At 60.4% G+C, this 20,592-nt stretch carries 13 protein-coding genes; 8 read left to right on the forward strand and 5 right to left on the reverse strand.

The annotated features are described in order from the left end of the window. The first annotated feature begins 268 nt into the window (after nt 1-268). The 6 genes from tssL to BRA1417_RS41900 all read left to right on the forward strand — a co-directional run bounded on the left by tssL (nt 269) and on the right by BRA1417_RS41900 (nt 10,668). Nucleotides 269-1,489: a type VI secretion system protein TssL, long form gene (tssL, locus tag BRA1417_RS0131215; RefSeq protein ID WP_245286293.1), complete on the forward strand. Its 1,221-nt coding sequence runs from the start codon at nt 269-271 to the stop codon at nt 1,487-1,489. Nucleotides 1,490-1,512: 23 nt separating this feature from the next. Continuing rightward, entirely contained in the window at nt 1,513-5,055 is a 3,543-nt protein-coding gene (gene tssM, locus BRA1417_RS0131220) for a type VI secretion system membrane subunit TssM (protein ID WP_027519152.1), read from the forward strand. 2 nt (nt 5,056-5,057) lie between these two features. Next, entirely contained in the window at nt 5,058-5,759 is a 702-nt protein-coding gene (gene tagF / locus BRA1417_RS0131225) for a type VI secretion system-associated protein TagF (protein WP_245286294.1), read from the forward strand. Nucleotides 5,760-5,768: 9 nt separating this feature from the next. Beyond that, complete coding sequence (locus BRA1417_RS41160) at nt 5,769-6,563, forward strand: PP2C family serine/threonine-protein phosphatase (RefSeq protein ID WP_035968923.1); 795 nt, start codon at nt 5,769-5,771, stop codon at nt 6,561-6,563. A 4-nt stretch (nt 6,564-6,567) separates the two neighbouring features. After that, entirely contained in the window at nt 6,568-8,340 is a 1,773-nt protein-coding gene (locus BRA1417_RS0131235) for a serine/threonine-protein kinase (protein WP_027519154.1), read from the forward strand. Nucleotides 8,341-8,517: 177 nt separating this feature from the next. Then, a complete protein-coding gene (locus BRA1417_RS41900; RefSeq protein WP_156949002.1) occupies nt 8,518-10,668 on the forward strand; it encodes a caspase family protein in 2,151 nt (716 codons plus the stop codon). 180 nt (nt 10,669-10,848) lie between these two features. Here BRA1417_RS41900 and BRA1417_RS0131245 read toward each other — a convergent pair whose 3' ends face one another. Further along, nucleotides 10,849-11,850 (reverse strand): DUF4424 domain-containing protein, encoded by a 1,002-nt coding sequence (locus tag BRA1417_RS0131245; RefSeq protein WP_051448406.1) that lies wholly within the window; start codon nt 11,848-11,850, stop codon nt 10,849-10,851. Between the two features lie 244 nt (nt 11,851-12,094). Here BRA1417_RS0131245 and BRA1417_RS0131250 point away from each other — a divergent pair, with 244 nt between their 5' ends. After that, nucleotides 12,095-12,694 (forward strand): invasion associated locus B family protein, encoded by a 600-nt coding sequence (locus BRA1417_RS0131250; RefSeq protein ID WP_027519156.1) that lies wholly within the window; start codon nt 12,095-12,097, stop codon nt 12,692-12,694. A 128-nt stretch (nt 12,695-12,822) separates the two neighbouring features. Here the strand turns inward: BRA1417_RS0131250 and BRA1417_RS41905 are convergent, their stop codons facing one another. From BRA1417_RS41905 to BRA1417_RS0131265, 4 genes are all read right to left on the reverse strand, one after another. After that, entirely contained in the window at nt 12,823-16,806 is a 3,984-nt protein-coding gene (locus BRA1417_RS41905) for a hypothetical protein (RefSeq protein WP_156949003.1), read from the reverse strand. A gap of 203 nt (nt 16,807-17,009) precedes the next feature. Further along, nucleotides 17,010-17,321 carry a hypothetical protein gene (locus tag BRA1417_RS44390; RefSeq protein WP_156949004.1) on the reverse strand — a complete coding sequence of 104 codons (312 nt, stop codon included), beginning with the start codon at nt 17,319-17,321 and terminating at the stop codon, nt 17,010-17,012. A gap of 241 nt (nt 17,322-17,562) precedes the next feature. Beyond that, nucleotides 17,563-17,841, reverse strand: a complete 279-nt coding sequence (locus tag BRA1417_RS0131260; protein WP_027519158.1) for a hypothetical protein — start codon at nt 17,839-17,841, stop codon at nt 17,563-17,565. Nucleotides 17,842-18,224: 383 nt separating this feature from the next. Next, nucleotides 18,225-18,509, reverse strand: coding sequence for a hypothetical protein (locus BRA1417_RS0131265; RefSeq protein WP_027519159.1), 285 nt, complete (start codon nt 18,507-18,509; stop codon nt 18,225-18,227). A 200-nt stretch (nt 18,510-18,709) separates the two neighbouring features. On the opposite strand from BRA1417_RS0131265, the gene BRA1417_RS41175 reads away from it, so the two are divergent. Continuing rightward, nucleotides 18,710-20,464, forward strand: coding sequence for a hypothetical protein (locus BRA1417_RS41175; protein ID WP_051448407.1), 1,755 nt, complete (start codon nt 18,710-18,712; stop codon nt 20,462-20,464). The last annotated feature ends 128 nt before the right edge of the window (nt 20,465-20,592 follow it).

Genomic DNA, 20,592 nt, shown 5'->3' on the forward strand with positions numbered 1-20,592 from the left:
ATTGCCGCAGGCCCCCCCGCCCGCACCTCCGCCAACCGGAGGGATGCAACCGTCGCGCGCGCCATATTCACCCGTCCCCACTCCGGACAATGCAGCGCCCTATCAGCAGCCGCCAGCGTCCCAGTATCAGCCGATCCCCCCTCCGGTTGCACCGGTTGCGCATCCAGGCGCCTCGTTCGCGCCCGCGCCCTCGACGCCAGTGTCCGAGGAGTGGATCTCTTCGCAAAATCAGCCGGCCCCAAGGGCGGACCTGCCCACCGCGCCGCCCTTGCGCGTAGATGATCTGGTCGCGCCGGCCGCCAACCCGATCATGCGGGCAGCCGGGCCTTTGCTGCAGCTTTTGGGCCGACTGCGCGTCGCGCTGCTCCGGGCGTCCTTTGCCAGCCTGATGGATCAGGTCGCCGACGCCGTGAAGTTCTTCGAGAAGGATATTCGCTCCGCAGGTATTTCCGAACAAACGGCCAACACCGCCAAATACATCCTGTGTGCAACCGCCGACGACATTGTACAGCACATCCCGACAGATGACCGGCATGTGTGGGCGCAATACAGCATGCTGAGCCGCTTCTTCGGCGAGCGCGTCGGTGGTGTCCGCTTCTTCGAAATTCTGGATCGTCTGAAAGCCGACCCGCTCGTGAACTATCCCGTGCTGGAATTGCAGCATGCCTGCCTCGCCCTGGGCTTCCAGGGCATGCACCGGGCCTCGGCCGGCGGTCTGCCGGCGCTACAGCAGATCCAGCGCAACCTATATGAATTGCTGCGCCAAGTACGTCCCCGGATGATGCGCGACCTGTCGCCGCATTGGCAGGGTCAGGCTCTCGCCGGGCGCAGATCGAGGATCACAATCCCGACTTGGCTCGTTGCCTCGGTCGTAACAGCCTTGCTGTTCGCCGGCTTCATCACGCTGAGAACCTGGTTGACGTCACGCACCGAGACCGCCGCCCAGTTGGCGTTCTCGCTACATCCCACCGACAAGATCGAGCTCAAGCGCAAGATCATAGCGCCCCCGCCTCCCCCGCCACCGCCTCCGCCGCCGGTGCCCGACCGGATCACGCAGTTGCAGCGGATTCGCAATGCGCTTGCGGCTGAAAATACCGCTTGCAAGATGACGGCGGATCAGACCGCGAGCTTCATCGTCATCCGCGTCTGCAATCTAATCCTATTTGATTCAGGTAAGGCCACGGTGCTTGACGCTTTCAAGCCGGTGGCGACTCGACTTGCCGCCACGCTCGAAAAGGAACCGGGCAAGATCCGCGTCGTGGGCCACACAGACAATACCCCCATGAGCAGTACGCGCTTCCCGTCGAATTATGCCCTGTCGCTTGAACGAGCCAAGGCCGTTGCGGCCGTGCTGAAGCAAGGCCTGAGCGATCCGAACCGTGTCGATGTCGAGGGCAAGGCTGCGGATGTGCCAATCGATACCAACAATACGCCCGAAGGGCGCGCGAACAACCGACGCGTCGAAGTCTTCATTGCACGAAGTGAATAGCCGTCAGGCGAGAAAGCAAAACTATGCTGGGGAAACGAATTCTTCGCATCGTTCTGACAGGGGTCGGGCTGACCTCGCTCGCGGCTTTGGTCTATCTCGCCGGTCCGATGATTGCGATCGGGAAGTATCATCCGCTCGAAAGCTACATCGTCCGCGAGACTATCATCCTGCTGCTCGTGACCGGCGTCGCCGCCTTCGGCAGTTTCAGCTTTTATAAGCATCGCAAGAATTCACAGAAGATTGCTGAGGGAATCGCAGGCGAAGGCGAGCCGGTCGATGACGAACCGGTCCTGAAGGAGCGCATGAAGGATGCGCTCGCGACGCTCAAGACGGCAGGCGGAGGCAAGTCCGGTTATCTTTATGAGCTGCCATGGTACATCATCATCGGCCCGCCTGGTTCGGGCAAGACCACGGCTCTGGTGAACTCGGGCCTGAAGTTTCCGCTCTCGCAGGGCACGACGCCCTCTGCGGTAGCTGGCCTCGGCGGCACGCGCTATTGTGATTGGTGGTTCACGGAAGAGGCCGTGCTGATCGACACCGCCGGCCGTTACACCACCCAGGATTCCGATGCGAAGTCCGACAAGCAGAGCTGGTTCTCCTTCCTCGATCTCCTCAAGAAGAATAGACCGCGGCAGCCCATCAACGGCGTGCTGATCGCCATCAGCATCGAGGACCTGATTACGTTGCCGCCGGCGGAGATCACCGCGCACGCCAATGCCATTCGCGCACGCCTGCTCGACCTGCATCAGCGATTGAAGGTCGATTTCCCGGTCTATGCGCTCTTCACCAAGGCCGACCTGGTTGCGGGCTTCACCGAGTATTTCAGCTACCTCAACGAGGCGGGACGCAGACAGGTGTGGGGCGCGACCTTCCAGACCGCCAACAAAAAGCAGAATATGGTCGGCGACGTGCCGAAGCAGTTCGATGAATTGCTGGAGTGGCTGAGCGAGGAGACGATCGATCGTCTCCAGGAAGAACCGTCGCCTAACTATCGCGTGTCAGTGTTCGGCTTCGCCGCCCAGATGACGAGACTAAAACCGATCCTGGCGAGTTTTCTCACGCAAATATTCGAACCAACCCGTTATCACGTCAACGCGACGCTGCGCGGCTTCTATTTCACCTCGGGAACCCAGCAGGGCACGCCGATCGATCAATTAGTCGGATCGCTGGCGCGGGCGTTCGGTGCCGAGCAGATTGCCGCCACAAGCTATTCCGGCGTCGGCAAGAGCTTCTTCCTGACCAACCTGATTTCCAAAGTAATCATCGGCGAGGCCGACTGGGTGTCCACCGATCGGGCGGCCATTCGCCGCGCCCTGATCCTGAAAGCGACGGCGCTGACGCTGATCGGGCTGGTTACAGCCGGATTAGCGGTCGCCTGGCTCACGAGCTACAACCGCAATCGCGACCTCATTGCCGCCAACGAGAGCGCCGATCAGGAATATGCAGCGGTCGCCGCCCCACTGGTTAAGCAAACGATCATCGACGATCGCGAGCTTCACAAGGTGCTTCCCCTGCTGCAGCAATTGCGCAATACGCCGGTGGGTTACGGCACCAGGTCCGCGCCGACGCCTACGGCAGCCGAATTCGGCTTGAGCCAGCGCGATCGACTCCAATCCTCGTCACAGACGGCGTATCACACCGCCCTCGAGCGGCTGTTCCGACCGAGACTGCTGTACCGCCTCGAAGAGCAACTCAATGCACGCATTAGCGATGGCGGTTTTGTGTACGAATCGCTCAAGGTTTACATGATGCTGGGGGGTCTGCATCCGCCGGACAAGGCGCTGATCAAATCATGGATGCAACGTGACTGGGCCGACAATCTCTATCCGGGACCGACCAATTCTGAGGGACGCAAGCTACTGGAAGAACACCTGGACGCGATGTTCGATTTGGAAACCGAAGATCCGCCGCTAGTCGAACTGGATGGCCGCCTGGTTCTCGAAGCGCAGAAGACGCTGGCTCGACTTAGCGTCGCCCAGCGCGCCTACGAACTCCTAAAATCGGAAGCACGATCGGCCGCCGCCGACGATTGGGTTGTCGCGCGCAAAGGCGGCATCGACGTGGCCAACGTGTTCGAAGGCACCAAGGGACAACCGCTCGATCAGATCAACGTGCCAGCCTTCTTCACCTATCGAGGCTTCCACGAGCGTTTCATGGCCAAGCTGGGTGATCTTGCCGAGCGAATGAAGCAGGATCGCTGGGTGCTCGGCGAACCCGGGCAAGAGACTGCTTTAAATCAGCAATACGACAATCTCGCCAATAATCTGCTCGATCTCTATGGCAACGGCTTCATCGCGGCTTGGCGCGAAGCCCTGAGCAATATCAAGATGAAGAAGTTGCTCGCCGACAAGCCGAAATACCAAGCATTGCGGGCGGTGTCGGCACCGACATCGCCGCTGCGGTTGCTCCTCGAGTCGATCAAGGAAGAGACGGCTCTGACGCGGGAACGTCCGAAGCCGGCCAGTTCGGACAAGCAGGCTTCGACGGTGGACAAGAAGGCCGCAACGGTTGCACTGCTTTTTAATACGCAGGATGGCCCCCCGGGCGCAAAGATCGAGGAGCAGTTTAAACCATACCACGCCGTGCTCGAGGGTGACAGCACAAGGCGCCCGATCGATTCAGTTGTCGGCAATCTGAACGATATCGCTCAAAGCCTAACATTGATGATCGAGAATTCGATGCTGATCGGGCAGGCTACAGCCGCGCTGCAGACCCAGGTTGCAACGCTGCGCAACAATGCCTCGCGGATGCCGCCGCCATTCTCGGACATGCTACGCGGTGCCGCCGCCGAATTCGAGGGCGACATGGCGGCCGCGACAGCTGGGCAGCTGCTCGTGACGTTGCGCGACCAGGTGATCCCCATCTGTCAGCAAGTCCTGACGAATCGCTATCCCTTCGTTCGAGGCAGTAACCAGGAAGTTCCGCTGGCCGACTTCGCAAAACTCTTCAGCCCGAATGGTGTATTGGACAAGTTCTTCACCCAGTCGCTTGCGCCCTACGCTGACACGTCAAAGCCTGAATGGGTCTGGCGTAAGGACAATGCGGTTGGCGCCACCCTATCGGCGGATACGTTGAAGCAATTTCAACGCGCCGCCTATATTCGAGATGCCTTCTTCCAGACTGGCGGCAATCAGCCCGCCGTGGCGATGTCCATCTTGCCGCCTGTGATCAACGGCCCCGGGGCCAGCGCGAAGATGGAGGTGGGCGGCACCGCGATCGTCAGCCCCAATCCGCAGCCGGCCGCGGGAGGGATGATGACCCCAGCCCCGCCGCCTCAGCCCCTGTCCAACTCGCCCGTGAATGTGCAATGGCCGGCTCCGTCAATGCGAACAGCAATCTCAGTCGTCAGCGACACCACCGGCCAACCGTCCATCCTTGAACGCACTGGACCGTGGTCGCTGTTCAGATTGCTTGAGGCGGGATCAATGTCGGCGCGCGCCGAAACCGCGACCGCCAGCTTTATCGTCGCTGGCCGCGAATTGCGCTATCAAATCACCACGGGTTCGATCAAAAATCCCCTCAACTTGGCTGCGCTGCGCGAGTTTCGCTGTCCGACCGGGATATAAGCATGCGGTGTGGTCTCTTCGGCAAGCTGTCAGCCAAGCGCGACTTCATCGCGTTGGCAACGCCGCGCTCTTTTCTGGAAAAGTGGGAGCCGTGGGTACAATCCTGCATGTCGGCGAGCCAGCATCAGCTCGGCCCGGGTTGGCAAGGCGCCTATCTGACCGCGCCGCTCTGGCGGTTTTGGCTCGGCGCCGACGTGGCGGGCGCCACCGTGCTGGGTGTCTTTATGCCCTCCGTCGACGGAGTTGGACGCTACTATCCGTTGACACTGATGGCGGTGGCGGATCCGAATTTTTCAATTGCGCCGCCCGATTTGAATTCTCAGGGCGACTGGTTTGCTCAGGCTGAGGACTTTTTGCTCACGACGCTGGAGCGGAGCAAGACATTTGACGAGACATCGGCGGCATTAGACGCTTTGCCGCAGCCGGAGGCACAAGCGACGGAAAATGGCGGAAACGAAGTGATCCGGCTCGCTGATGCCACTGTCGGTCTTCCGACCGCCGGCAAGTCGGTTCAGGATGCCCTCACGACATTGCGCGCGAATAACCATAGCACCTCTGCCGCTGCAACGTTCTGGTGGACCGAAGGCGGCGGCGAGTTTCCACCGCTGGCGCTATCGGCCCGAGGTCTCCTCGATCCGTTCTGCTACACGATGATGCTGACGGGGAAACTCCCCGCCGAAGCAGACAATTCCGTGCAAGCTTGAGAAATACAAATGGACCAATCATCGTATGAATTCGATGCAGGTTCTGCGAGCCACCCTGGCAAGGTCAGGTCGCGCAACGAGGACGCCCTGCTGGTGCGCACGGATATCGGCCTTTGGGCCGTGGCAGACGGCATGGGCGGCCACGACATGGGCGATCTCGCTAGCGGGCTGATCGTTCAAGCTCTCGATGGCATCTCGGACCCACGGAGCGCGTTGCAGCTGCTAGAAGAGGCCGAAAAGCGTATTTTTCAGGCCAATCGCCAAATCATCGAGCTCAGCCGGCAGCGCGGTGGCGGCATCATCGGCTCGACGGTCACGATCCTGTTGATCTCAGAGGATCATTTCGCCTGCATATGGGCCGGTGACAGCCGTCTCTATCTGGTAAGCCACCAGGTTATCAAACAGATATCGCGGGACCACACGGAGGTGGAGGAGATGCTGGCCGCGGGCGCGGTCACGGCGGAAGAAGCCAGGCTACTACCGCAAAACGTCATTACAAAAGCGATCGGAGTTCACGACAACCCTGAGCTCGAGGTCGTGACCGGCGCATTCGCGGAATCGGATGTTTTCATTCTCTGCAGTGACGGGCTCACCAAACACGTCTCTGAACAGGAGATCCTCCGTTACACCACGACTGGCGATGCACGGTCCATCTCCACCAATCTCGTTGACCTCGCCGTGGAAAGGGGAGGCCTGGACAACATTACGGTGGTGGTCGTCCGCGCGCTGCGCGATAAGCCTGCCGGCGAATCCGCGCCAGACGTCAAAACGGGCGATTCGCCGGAATCGGACTTCTGGGAGTGACGAGGTGAAACCTCAAGATCCATATCGGCCGGCACACCACGGCGTTCCTCCCGGCATGCGCCTGAACGGCATCTACGAAATCGATCGCATGATCGGGGTAGGTGGAATGGGCGAAGTTTATAAGGGACATGAAATCCAGACCGGGACCGCTGTCGCGATCAAGATGCTGGTGCCTGACATGGCCGAGAACGAGGCTGCGCTCGCGCTGTTCCGGCGCGAGGCTTCGGCGCTGCATTACCTCATGCACGACGCCATCGTTCGCTACTTCGTGTTCACTGTCGAGCCAATCCTGCAGCGTCCCTACCTGGCAATGGAATATGTTGACGGACGGTCGCTGGCCGATCTCCTGGAAGAAGGACCGCTGACGCTGGAAGCCCTGTTGCGCCTAACGAAAAGGGTTGCTTCCGGGCTGAAGGCTGCTCATGAGAGGGGCATCATTCATCGCGACGTATCGCCCGACAACATCATCATTCCGCAGAATGACGTGGCGCGGGCCAAAATCATCGATTTTGGCATCGCGCGTTCGACGCAACTCGGGGACGCTACGATCATTGGCTCCGGATTTGCCGGCAAGCATAACTACGTGTCGCCGGAGCAGATCGGCCTGTTCGGCGGCGAGATTAATGCGCAGTCGGACGTCTACAGCCTCGGGCTTGTGCTGTTCTATGCCGTGACCGGCCAGAAACTCGATATGGGCGGTACGCAATTTCAGCTCGTCGAAAAGCGCAGGAAAGTCCCCGACCTCGGCGCCATCGATGCCCGGATACGGCCGCTGTTTGAACAGATGCTTCAGCCGGATCCAAAAGACCGGCCAACGATGGCTGATGTTGAGAATTGGACCGTCGGCTCGGCGCCGAGCATCATGTCCTCCAAGAGGGCCGCGCGAGAACTGGCACGAGATGGGCAATCGCGTTTCGGGCAAAGCTGGATGCGCTACGGCGCCATCGCGCTCGCGGTGCTGGTTTTGGTGGGAGGCGGGGCGGCCGCTTATCGCTACTACCCGTTCGGGCTGCGCTCCCAGCAGCAGTCCAACAATTCACCGCAACCACCAAAAACCAATTTGGCGCCGATCCGTCCCCCCATCATCACGCCATCGCCGAGTGACGTAGCGAAGGAACCGACGCCCCGACCGCAAATCGACATGCCTGGCCGCCCCGAACTCGCCCGTCGCTATCTCCAGCAATACGATGGCGGAGACTGCTTCTTCATCATGCCCGTAGCGGTCGGCACGAGCGCGGCCGTGGTCGAAGGCTTCGGCGCATCGACCGCGCCATTCGATGTGCTCGATCGTTCCTTCAAGAAGTCGCAAGGTTTTGAGGCCTCGATCGGGATCCGGCTCGTGACCCCGCCGCAATGCCCCGCTATCACCTTCTTGAATAAAGTCCGAGGAGATGCCGCCCGCGCGCCCCGTATCTCTCTAGGGTCTGTCAAAATCCGTCCCAGCGAGACGCTATCTGGTAACATTGAGAACTTCGCGAACCGCGTCGTCGAACTGCTCCTGGTCTCCGAAGATGGGCAAGTCCAGAACATCTCCTATTATCTGAAGCCGGGCACCGACGCGCTCTCCTTCTCCATCGAGATGAAGCGAGCGGAGGACACTCTGGGCTCGAGCGTGCCGCAGCTGATTATGGCCGTAACAACCCCGAAGGTCCTGGACTCGATCAGGCAGCCGCGACCGATGCCGGCGGATCAGTTCTTCCTCCAAGTCCTCAGCGAAGCCCAGCGGAGCGGCATGACCCTGAACGCGTCGGCTCGCTACATCACAATTCAGAAATAGCAGCCGCAACACCGGTGGCGGGCGGCCTGCCCGACAAGGTTATTATCCTTTCATTTTCAGGTACTTAATAGATCTCATAGCCGCCGAAAATGGCGTGGCCCACTTGTCATCGCCGCCTCGTCATCCCTGAACCTGAAGCTCATTAACACACACTCATCAACAACCGTTGCAAGGCAGTTGTGGCTGCCCTATAAACGCGTGATTGGTTTAGTTTTTTTGCGGTTTTCCGCGCTTTGGCAGGGCATGATGGCCAGGCTGCTACGATCGGCGGTCTTAGCGCTTCTGGGGGTGCTCGCCCTGGCGGGCGGCGATGTCTATGCTGCTGCCGAGAAGCGCGTTGCCTTGGTGGTTGGTAATTCCGACTACAAGGATCCCGCTTTGATCCTCCCCAATCCAAAGAATGATGCCGGTGCGATCGCGGACGTCCTGAAATCACTCGATTTCGAGGTCCAGGTCGTCACCAATGTGGGCAAGCGAGACATGGACGGCGTCCTTGAACGCTTCGCTCGCCTGGCGGTAACAGCCGATACAGCGATGTTCTTTTACGCCGGTCACGCAATCCAGTATCAGGGTAAGAACTACCTGATGCCGGTCGACGCAAAGTTGGAAGACGAGATCAGCGTCCGCTACAACCTTGTTTCTGTCGACGACGTGCGATCGACGCTCGATCGCGCGAGTGGCGTAAAGATCCTGGTTCTCGACGCCTGCCGTAACAACCCGATTGCCGACCGGCTGGAACGCATGGCGAATGGCAGTCAGTCGCGCGGCCTTCCGGCAACACGCGGCCTCGCGCGTATCGACAAGACGCAAGGCATGGTGGTGGCTTACGCCACGGCGGCGGACGACGTCGCCCTCGACGGCAACACCTCGCACAGCCCGTTCAGCGCCGCCTTGATCAAGGAAATGCAGGAGCCCGGCCTAGAGATCGGGACGATGTTCCGAAGAGTTGCGCGCGACGTCAACGACGCGACAGGCGGGAGGCAGCGACCGGAAACCTCGATAAGCCTGCTCAGCGAATATTTCCTCAACCAGTCAGACCGAAAGATTTGGGAGGACATGCGCGAAAACGCGGACATTCCCCAAATCCGTGAGTTCCTGCGGCGTTATCCTAATTCTGTCAGCGCGCTTGACGCGCAATACCGGCTTGAGGTGCTGGAACGCGCCAGGCGAGACCGCGAGGATGAGGACGCCCGAATCCGCCGCGAAGCTCTCAAGAAGGAATTGGAAGAGCAGGAGAAAGCGGCGCGCGCCGAGATCGCTCGCCTCCAGGATGAGCGCAAGCAGGCCGACACTGCTGCGGCCCAGAAGGAAGCTCAGCGCAAACAGGACGAGCAGGCGCAACTGGCCGCGATCGAAGATCAGAAGAAGCGCGAAAAGCAGGCCCAGGATGAGCGTATCGCGCAACAGCAACGCGAAGAGCAGGGGCGGCTCGCGAAGCTTGAGCAGGACCGCAAGAACGCCGAAAAGTCGCTGTCCGAAAAGAAGGAAGCCGAACAACGCCGTTTGGCCGCAGAGAAGCTCGCGGCTCTCGAACAGGAGCGTGTCAAGGCTCAGCAGGAAGTCGCTGCCCGCGAGGAGGCTCGCCGCAAGGACGAGGAAGCCCGCAAGAGGGCAGAAGCCACCTGCAAGGCCGAGCAAACCACGGTCGAGACAATCGGGCGCAATGAGACCAAGCTAAACCAGTTCGTCACTGCCTCGACTTGCGCCGATGCCAAGGTGCGGGCGCAAAGCGTGATCGCAGCCCTTATCGGTGAGCGCGAGCAGGCTCAGCGAGTGTGCGACTCCGAGGGCAAGCAGCTCGCGACGCTGGTCAAGGCTCCCGGCACGATCGAGACCCGTAGCAAGCTCGCCGACCTGCAGTCTTCGCTGAGTTGCTCAACCCTCGCGCCGAAAATTGTCGAGGCGATCGGCCGCGTGAACATCGAGATCATGCGTGGTCTGGTACGCAGCTCGCAAGCCGAGCTCCGCAGGCTTGGCTGCTACCGCGGCGCCGAAAATGGCGACTTGAACGACGCCACGAAGGACGCGCTCAGGAAAGTTTATGTCGCTCTCGGCAAGTCTGATGACGTGCAGGACATCGACGATGGCGTCCTCTCCGACCTGAAGAAGGCGGACGCGCCGATCTGCACGCAGCCGAAGCCCGAACAGGAAGACAAGCCGGTTGCCAGCCGTCCCGCGACCACGAACAAGATGAAGGCGGCGGTGCGCCCGAGCCGGGCGGTGCGCGACGACCGTCCGGCCCCCGCTCCTTCGGCCCGCGCGGAATCCCGCGCGTCATCGGGTGGCGGCGGTAGCGGAAGCGTTTCCGTTCACGGCGTCAGCTTCTGATCTCAGGCGCGTAGTCAGCTTAAGGGATTAGGACTAAAAGATCTCGCTCGCGCGGGCGCTGGGCCAGAAGCTCATCACATTGATGAACAACGCTTAAGTACCGGTTCCGCGTTGTCAGATGGCGTCAATTCATCACGCCACGCGGAACGACACTCGGCTCCGCCGATACAGTCGCCAGAATTAGAACTTCCCAACGAACAGCAACTTGATATCGCGGTCCGGTGTGAAGTCGGTTGCTGACACATCGAGAGCCTGCTTTGCCGCTGACGTCGCCAGTTTGCCGGGACAATAGCTGACGAGTCGGCTTCCTCTGTCGATCGACAGGTGAAAGGTCTTGATCGGGCCCGCCCAATTGGCGCCGGTCTTAAGGACGTAGCTGATCCGCCGCTCCTGGACGCCGGCGCCATTGTTGGGCGCCAAGCCCGCCATCTTGTCGAGTTCCTGGAGGAAATCCTCACTCACGCAATAGTCCTTGCGGTAACGCTCGAATTCCTTCGCCATCGCCTTGTCCTGCCGCAGCCGCTTCCTGAGGATGGTATCGGTGCTGGCACCGACGCTGGGCCTGTAGCTGTGTTCCACGATGACCGGCTTGCCCGGCGGGAAGGTCTGCTCTCGATAGACGGCGGTCTTGACGACCCAGCCGGCGGCGTAGAGCGGCCGTCCGCGTTCATCGCTGCCCGCTGGCGTCAGCAATCCCTCCGACGCCATTTTGGTTCGGGTCGTCGCAGGCAAATCCTGCGGCCTGAACTGTTGAGAGCCGAGCGGAAGAATGGGCACCTTGAGCTCGCGCAACTCGGCGCTGACATCCTTGTCCCCGAGAAAGGCTCGCTGATCGGTGCTGAATTTGATCGGGCTGCCGTCCACCTTGGTTTCAAAATCGACGAAGTTCAGCGGGTCGTTGGCCGGGAAGGAAATGCTTTCGCCTTCCGAGAGATCGATGTCGGGAAGCGGGAACGCGACGGTCAGCGTCACCGGGGCTGTGGAAGTATTCACGAACTCGTAACGGACCCTGACGCGATCTAGTGAGATCCTAAGGTCCTCGCTCCTCATCTCCACGTTTGGAGCGCGCGCGAACTGTAAGCCGCCGATAGAGAGTTCAGCCGCAGAGTCGTTCGCGATTGCGGCGGAATAACCGCTGAAAACCAGACCTGTAGCGAGTATGGTTGCACGAAGCCGATACATCCATCGCTCCTGCTGCTTGAAATGAGGAGCAGCCGTGCCGGCAACTCCTGGCAAAAAATATAATCCAACGATTTGCCGGATTGACATTCGATCGACCCGACACCGAAGTAAGCATAAGCTAATTGTCTCGACCGGCCAAATCCTTAATCCGCCTTGGCAAGGCCGTAACTTCGCTTCGTGGGCTCCAATGCGTTTATTTTGTTGCACTGTTTTCCTTCTCTCACTTCTACTTGCTCAGAGCGCCGTGGCCGCGGAGAGCTCGTTATGGTCGACCGGCTGGCTATTTGGCACCGCGTCCCAGGCCGGCGAGACCGGGCAGCTTGCCGAGGCCAAGCAGAAGGCGCCGGCCGCGCCGGCCAAACCTTCCGAGGGAGCGCCGCCGCAACAGGGTGCGGAAACGCCGGCGCCGCAGGCCGAAAAAACAGAGACGACCAATTTCGAAAACTGGATCCTGAACTGCCGGGAGTTCGTGGAAGGACCGAAGAAGCGGAGCTGCGCAATGACGGTCTCCGTCCGCAAGTCGGACACCAATCGCGTGGTGCTGTCCTGGACGGTTCGCCCGAACGACAAGGGACAGCTCATGTCCATCGTGGAAACGCTGCCGGGTATCTCGATCCCCCCGGGCATTCAGCTGAAGTTCGAGAAGAGTTCGGCCACCAAGACCATTCCGATCGAGGTCTGTGAACCTGCCTGGTGCGCGGGTTCGTTGGCGATGGACAAGGCCTTCATCCAGGAGGCGTCCGCCTCCGGAAAGGTGATGATCGTCATCACATCTTCGACCGGCCAGCCCGTTCAGTTCGAATTCCCGATCAAGGGGTTTGAGAAGGCCTACGCGAAGATGTGAGGTCGCGGTGCTGGGCTTTGCCGGATCCTGCCAACGCGCGTCGCCGAATGCCCCGTAGGCATTATAGTTGGGGAAATGCAAAAGAGCGCCGCTGACCCACCGGCGCTCTTTGTCAGCTTTCTGCTCTATCAGGGCCCGAAGGTGTAACGCACGCCACCCAAGATGCCGCCGCCGTGCAGATTATCGCCAAAGCGCCAGTCGCCACGAACGAAACCAAGCAGGCCGTTGGTCTGCGACTGGAACGACAGACCCAAGCTGGTTTGATAGAACGTACCAACTCTGGTCGCCGTGATATTTGCCAAGCCTCCAGTGCTTCCAGTGAATGTACCGCTGGAGTCCCCTGCAAACTCATGCTGCACCAATGCGATGCCGAACGGCGACCAATTGTAGCCACCATACTGGAACCCAGTTCCGACGCGCACGCCCGTCCGACCCAACAGGCTCTTGACCTCATTGAACCCGAGTACGCCGAAATTACTCCCCAGTGGCAGGTTGTCGAAGCTCGATCGCGTGTAGCTCAGATTGGCCGTCGGCTCGATAAAGAAGTTCTTTGGAAGTGCGAACGTGTAAGCGATAGAGCCGTTCACATTGTCAGATTGCCCGTGGAACATTGCGTTGTTCAGCATGGCAGTCGGGTTCGTGATCCTCATGTCGTACCAGGAGTGCCGGTAGGTAAAGTCAGTCGAGAAGGCCCCCTTCGTCACGAGGTAGTAAACGCCCATGAACGGCACATTGAATTTAACCGTGCTCGTTGTCGCCACCAGTTCATCTGCCGTTGCGTCAACTTGGCCGCCGGTGATGCCGAAGTGGGCATTCACTCCGTTACCGCCGAGATTTAGCCAGCCGCTGTCTGCACCAGCCTGAACGCCCGTGAATTGAACACGTTGTTTCGTGAAGACCTGCTCAAAGATCGAGGTCCCTGGGACGCGCTCGGTCCCGGTGGACGAAACCGTGGTCACACCACTCGAGACACGCGCCCAAGGACCGCCGACCACCTGGCAGGTCTTTTCGGATCCCGTCATTGGCGTGAACGACGTGCACGGCTTGTCCGTCTGCGGCGAGGCAACCAGATTTCCGCCCGGCTGGTGGAAGGATGCATCGATTGCACTAAGCGTCGAGAGAATGCTGGTCAGCGGCGCGGCGGCAGGACCAGGCGCAGCGATGACATTATAACCGGCACTCCCCCCCGATGTGGCAACCTGTGCCTGGAAGAATCCGGTCGAGAGCGAGGCGCCACTCGCGGTGACGGAGCCCGCACCGCTGGAGTTCAGGACAGGGATAAAGCCGACAAATCCGCCGCCCGTAGCTGTACCGCTCAGGACGACACTGCCCGAGGTGCTCGCAACACGCACCTGATTGGCCCCGGTGGCGCTGCTTAGGTTGACAACCCCCGCATTAATCGCACCATTGCCCGAGTAGGCGGACGTCGTCGCATTAATATTGCTGGAGCCGCTACCACCGCTCAGGTTGATCGTGCCGTTGTTGACCAAGGCGCCGGTGAGAGTGCTGTTTCCGGTGGCGTTCACGGTACCAGCGTTGGAGAAGCCGCCCGCCGTGGCGTTCATTACGCTTCCACCGTTCAAGTTCACAACGCCTGCAGCATTGTTCGTGAACCCACCCGCAAGCGTATTCCACGTGTTGTTGTTGGTGATTGTGCCGGTATTGCTGGCAACGTCGGCGTTATAGACCGCGTTGTTCGTCACGACGCCGGCGTTGTTGAGCACATCATTGACGGTGCCGTTGTTCGTGATCGTTCCGGTCGACGTATTGTTAATGCCCGGAGTATCCGTAAGAGTCGCACCGGCAGCGACGACGATGCCCCCCGAGTTCGACATCGCGGTCGAGACCGTGAGCAACCCTGAGTTCACGTTAAGCGAACCTGTGATCGTATTGGTGAAGGCGCTCGCTGTCACCAAACCGCCGGTGGCATTGAACGTACCGGAGTTGCTGACGCCGCCGGCAAACGTACCACCTGACGCGTTCGCGGTGGCAGCATTGGTCAGCAAGCCGTTAACCGTGCCGGACGTCTGCGTGAAAGTCCCTGAACTGTTGGTGACTGCGGCAAAAGTGCCCCCACTATTGGTGACCAAGCCGCCGGTGATCGTCGTCGTCCCCGCAACGCTACCGCCCACGTTGTTGGTGAACGTGCCGCCGCTCACGCCAAGGGAGTTCTGGAACGTGCCCGTGTTGGTCACCGCGCCACCCGAAACTGTCGAGGCGCCAGTCACGGTACCGGTGTTGCCGAAGGTGCCGCCGCTGTTGGTCAACGACGCGGTCGTGCCACCGTTCGTGGCGGTCGCGGAGTTGGTCACCGCACCCGCGTTACCGCTATTGTTGTTGAACGTGCCGGTGCCGCTGTTACCGACCGCAGCGAACGTACCGCCGCTGTTGGTGACCGTGCCGCCGGTGATCGTCGCCGTGCCGGCAACAGAGCCCGTTGCCGCGGTATTGGCGAACGTGCCGCCGCTCACGTTGAGCGTGCTGGAGAATGCGCCGGCGTTATTAACGGCGCCGGCAGACACGGTCGCCACACCGGAGACGGTCGCGGTGTTGGCGTTATTGAACGTACCGCCGTTGTTGTTCAGGGTCGTGATCGAACCGCCAGCGTTGTTGTTGAACGTACCGGAGGTATTGATCACGCCGGCCATGGTGTGCGTGTTGGCCACCGTTCCACCGTTGTTGGTGGTGGTGCCCGAGACCGTGCCGGTGGTGTTGTTGAACGTACCGCCCGTGAGACCGAGCGTGCTGGAGAAGGTGCCGGTGTTGGTCACCGTGCCGCCGGAAATGTTCGAGGCACCGCTCACTGTTCCGGTGTTGCTGAATGTGCCAGCGGTGTTGGTCAACGACGCGATCGTACCGCCGTTCGAGCCGGTGCCGGCGTTGCTCACTGCACCCGCCGAGCCGGTGTCGTTGTGGAAGGTTCCTCCCGCACCGTTGGAGACCGCTCCGAACGTTCCGCCGCTGTTGGTCACGGTGCCGCCGGTGATCGTCGTCGTGCCCGTGACGGAGCCCGTTACCGCGGTGTTGGTGAACGTGCCGCCGCTCACGTCGAGCGTGCTGGAGAATGCGCCGGCGTTATTAACGGCGCCGGCAGACACGGTCGCCGCACCGGAGACGGTCGCGGTGTTGGCGTTATTCAACGTACCGCCGTTGTTGTTCAGGGTTGTGATCGAACCGCCAGCGTTGTTGTTGAACGTTCCGGTAGTGTTAGTCACGCCAGCCATAGTGGCGTTGTTGTTCACCGTGGCGCCGTTGTTCGTGGTCGCGCCCTGAACCTGGCCACTCGCGTTGTTGGTGAACGTACCGCCCGTCAGCCCCAGCGTGCTCTGGAAGGTGCCGCTGTTCGTTGTCGAGCCGGCGGACTGAGTAACTGCGCCTGTGACGGTGCCGGTATTGCCGAACGTCCCGGAGTTCGAGACGGTACCCGTCACCGTCCCGCTGTTCGTGAATGTCGCACTGTTGGTGACGGTGGAGGTCAGAGAACCGCTGTTCACCAATGTGCCGGCTGTGACGCTTGTCGTCGTGAACGCGTTCGTTCCGCTCACGGTCAGCGTGCTGGCGCCAGCCTGCGAGATGCCCGCGCCGGTCATGTTGTTGCTGATCGAGATGGCCTGGCCGGCGTTGGCGTTGTTGACTAGGTTCGGCCCGGCGCCGTTGAAGTTCACGGCCTGGCCCGACACCGTATAGTTCTGGGACGTCGCGGTGAACGTCCACGAATCCGGCGTTATCGGGCCGGCGGTCACCGTGACCGTTGCACTGCCCGTGGCACCGAATTGAGCCGACTGACCGGCGTTGATCGGCGGAGCCCCTACGGGTGGGTTGGACCAGTTTGTCCCGAGATTATAATCGGTTGTCGTCGTGGTGCTGCCCGCACCGCCCCAGACCGATTGGGCCTGCGCCGCACCAGGAAGCGCCAGCGCTGCGGCGGCAACGGCAATAATCGCCGTGGTCTCCAGAAGCCTGCCCTTCAGCCTTTCGATGCCTGAGGATTTCGCTTTTGCTTTCGACGGCTTCAGACCAAGCGCGCGGAAACCCCGGATGCGAGACACCAACATAAGCCCACCCTGAAAATGATCACGTAAAGCACGTGGCACGACTTCGGACCCCTCCAAGCCGTGCTCAATAAACAGAATTAGTTATTCACGATTCAGTAACCGACTCCAGCCTGCATCCCTTGCGTAACGGTATTAAAATACCAATGAGGCCAGTTTGCGAACAACCGTTGCACAATTGCAACGTGTAGAAATGATGCTCCCCAAGCACGCAAAAAGCCGCCCGCTAAATCGCGGGGCATGAGAAAGATCAGGAAGACGAATTAGAATGAAAGGCCGGAGACGTATACCGGACGGCCGCACCAAAAGCAGTTAGGCCGGGCGTCCGAAGCCGCGGATACCAGTATGGGTTTGGGCGTCGGGGCCTGGGTAACTGCGGGTCGAGCAATTTTGGCGCGCTTTATAGCGTGAACAGGCCGCCAGCCGGTCGATACTGGTGCCGCGCGGGGCGCCGCGAAAACCGAGTCGAACCACAACCAGCCGGTCTCGGCGCGCGCGGTTCCTGAAAGGCTGAGAAACGTCGCGGCGACGACGATCAACGCGGCGGGCTTCGCGATCTTTCCAAAGGCGGGCATGGGCAAACTCCTATTCCGTCCCCTGCCAGACTAGAGCTGGCGCGATTCCGAGCGAGAGCAATCTAGGCAGTGCCTATAGACGTGGCAATTAACAACAAAGAAGCGCTCGCGTTCCCGGGCATTTTTCTGCGCGGTGCGACAACATCACCACAAACCTAGCGTCCATTGCGCCAAAAGAAAGGCCGCCTCGCGGGGAGGCGGCTCTGGCGGCCGAACATGCGGCCTTCAATCTCTGCTTCGATCAGAAAGTCAGACCGGAGATGTACACGGTGCGGTTGCACCAGAAGCAGTCAGGCTTCTCGGCCTTAGGAGCGGCAACCGCGACATGCTTGGCACGCGGGGTAACCACCGCCGGAGCAGCGCGCATCGGCTTCGCTTCATCGGCGGGCGAGACGTCGGTGGGCGCCATTGCCACGACCATCCGCTTGCCGGACTGGGCCTGCGCGGCAGTCATGCCGCTCATCGAAACAACCGTCAGTGCCAGCGCGGCCGGCATCGCAATTTTCTTGAAGAACGACATCACGCAACTCCTGTTTTTTATCCTGCTGGGCTTCGTTGGCCCGTGCGAATATCCCTTTCTCAAGTTGAGTTCGGAGTCACGCGAATCGCCGGAAAGCAGTAAGCGGCTGCCTAATGAGGGCGAGTCAGATTCAACTTAAATTTAAGGGGCCAATGCATAAAGGCGTTACGCTTCATTGGCGGGAAAGCTCCGCGCGCGGCGCCGGCGCGCGCGATGCTGCGGCGAATGTGCGTGGCACGACGTAAACAGCCTGTGGCCATGCAAGTTGTAAAAGCTTGATCGACTAATTCGCTACAAACTTATGGATCGTCGCGACACTTCGGCGACGCCTGCTTCGTCTGACGCGCTGGGAGCGGTGTCAGACTTTTTCAACCATGTTTCAATCAGTCGTCGACCGGTGTGAAGAGCTGGCCCCAATTATCCTTCCAGACGTCGTCCGGGTCCAACACCACGATCGCAACCTTCATCTCGTTGGCGAGCTTGATCGCTGCGAGGAGCGCATCGATCGCCGGCAATTCGGCGCTGACCCGGTCCTCGCTCAACCGGCCTTCACTCGCCGACGCGGGGAAGGTCACCAACCCCACTTCCCTGTCTCCGGATTTCTCTAGCGACAGGGTAATTGCGTCGGGCTGAACCTCACTGACACGTTCAAATCGATTTTTGGTCATGACCTGTTTCCAAATCTTCGGAGACCGCCGGGCATCTCCCACGATGCTAGAGCACGGGAAGGAACCTGGCCAGCGAGGCGTTGCCGCTGAAGGGCCTGACACGAACCTTTGTCCTCCTTTCGGACGACTAAACTGCTGACTTTCGGGTCCTCCAGATGTATGATTGACCTCAATATTTCATCTATTTGCTTGAGCACGCGATGCAAAAATTGCGGAATCTGTTGCGCTTGGCATGTGGCGCTGGGGCTCTGATCGCCGCGATCGGCGCGGCCTGCGCGGAAGACCTCGTCATCAAGCGATTTGGCGGCGGCAATTCGGCGGATGCGGTGGGCATCGCCGACGCCAGCGAGGACGTCGAACTGACCGGTCCGCAGGCGCTAACGACAGGTTCCGACGGCGACCTCTTCCTACTTGACCAGCTTAACCAGCGTATCGTGCGCTTCAACCCCAAGCGTCCGGCCGAAGATCCTAGCATCCTAGAAATGCCGGCCAGCGTTCAGCCCAACGATCTCGTCGTCCAGAGGGACGAGATCCTGGTCTGGGACGGGCGTATCCACACGCTGAAGGCATCAGCCGATCCCGTCTCCACGCGTGGCGTTGGCGGAAGCATCATGAAACTCGAAGAAGTCAGCACCCGCGCTGTTGACGACATCTTTGCCACTTCGGCTTTTGCCCAGATGGGTTCGCAGCCGGCCGGTAATCCGGTCGACCTGCTTGATCAGGAGACCCGGGCCGTAACCATCAAGAAGGGTCGACAGCCGAGCCGCCAATATGTGGCCTCACGGGGGCGGGGCTCCGTCATTGCTGATATCACGCCCGAGAAAAGCGACAGCAGTGTGCTGGTCGAAATTCGCAGCATGGACGGTAACGACGCCGTCGCTCAGATCCGTTTGCGGGTCAAGGACAAGCTCGGGGCGGTGGAATTCCTCGAGATCGACAACAGCGATCGCCTCTATATTCTCGCTGAGAACGTTCCCGACCAGGCCATGAATGCGGCAACCTTCGTGGCACGTTTCAGCCTCAACGGCGATCTCGACGGCATCTACGAATTGCCTTTGGAAAATACTCCGATTACGCGGCGCTTCGTGACTGTGTCCGGCGACGGCGACGTCTACTTCCTGCGCACTCAGAAGACCAGTGTCGATGTCGTCGGTGTCGGCTTCAAGCCTCTTCGCAATGCCAAGGTGATCGACGTGCGTCCGCGGATTCAGAACGCCGGTAGCGCGCCCTCTAGCAAGTTCACCGCGATCGCAGCCGTTCGGCCGTCCAATAGGCAACAGGTCATCGAAACCGCATTCGCGTTCGAGGGTCTCCAATGGCAGGTTACGGCACAGAACTATGGTCCCGATCCGGACACGGCGTGCACCGGTTTCAGCCGCATCCGCCGTCCATGGTATATGCAGGGGAAGGTCGGCCAGCAGGTGCGTGGAGTGCCGTATTGCTGGGGCTGCTATGGATCCTTGGCGAATTTCCAGGCCCAGGTGCAGCGTGGTGTGAAGGCCGGCAATGTGTGCACCCGTAACGACCCCCGCAATGATGTGGTCGGCGTCGACTGTTCGGCCTTCGTGAGCGCAACCTGGGGCCTCGCAGTGCACTATACCACCGCGGCCATCCCCGCTATCACCACGCCGGTCAGCGATCCCTGGCAGCTGCGGCCCGGCGATGCCCTGAACAAGCCCGGCTCCCACGTCATGCTGTTCCTGCGCTTCACGCCAGACCGCAAGGCGGAGGTCATGGAGTCCTCCACGGGCGGGTGTAATGGCCGTGTATGCCGCAACGTCTACCCCTTGGCTGCGCTACTGGCACGTGGCTATCAGCCGGTACGTTATAAGGCTCTTGCCGACGACAACCTGGTCGTCGCGCAAGGTAGCCTGCCGGGCGACCAGCCGGACAAGCCGAAGACCGAGAAGGATGTGGGGCCTGCCCATTCCGGTCGGCATCGGCGCCATAGGTAATTGCCTCCGATCCATTGCGTTTACCCGCGAGCCGAAGGCCTCGGGAGCTTTGCAGAACTGTGCGTGCACAAAAAAACAGCGCGAAGACCAGGCCTTAAGATTCAGGATTAAAAAAACTGTGTCTTTGT

It is taken from the genome of Bradyrhizobium sp. WSM1417, assembly GCF_000515415.1.
Lineage (GTDB): Bacteria > Pseudomonadota > Alphaproteobacteria > Rhizobiales > Xanthobacteraceae > Bradyrhizobium.

What these genes read in the sequence shown, in the direction of transcription:
- BRA1417_RS0131245 (WP_051448406.1), bottom strand. Translation starts at nt 11,850, where the DNA reads ATGTATCGGCTTCGTGCAACCATACTCGCTACAGGTCTGGTTTTCAGC.
- BRA1417_RS41175 (WP_051448407.1), top strand. Translation starts at nt 18,710, where the DNA reads ATGCAAAAATTGCGGAATCTGTTGCGCTTGGCATGTGGCGCTGGGGCT.
- tssM (WP_027519152.1), top strand. Translation starts at nt 1,513, where the DNA reads ATGCTGGGGAAACGAATTCTTCGCATCGTTCTGACAGGGGTCGGGCTG.
- BRA1417_RS0131265 (WP_027519159.1), bottom strand. Translation starts at nt 18,509, where the DNA reads ATGACCAAAAATCGATTTGAACGTGTCAGTGAGGTTCAGCCCGACGCA.
- BRA1417_RS44390 (WP_156949004.1), bottom strand. Translation starts at nt 17,321, where the DNA reads ATGCCCGCCTTTGGAAAGATCGCGAAGCCCGCCGCGTTGATCGTCGTC.
- BRA1417_RS0131260 (WP_027519158.1), bottom strand. Translation starts at nt 17,841, where the DNA reads ATGTCGTTCTTCAAGAAAATTGCGATGCCGGCCGCGCTGGCACTGACG.
- tagF (WP_245286294.1), top strand. Translation starts at nt 5,058, where the DNA reads ATGCGGTGTGGTCTCTTCGGCAAGCTGTCAGCCAAGCGCGACTTCATC.
- BRA1417_RS41160 (WP_035968923.1), top strand. Translation starts at nt 5,769, where the DNA reads ATGGACCAATCATCGTATGAATTCGATGCAGGTTCTGCGAGCCACCCT.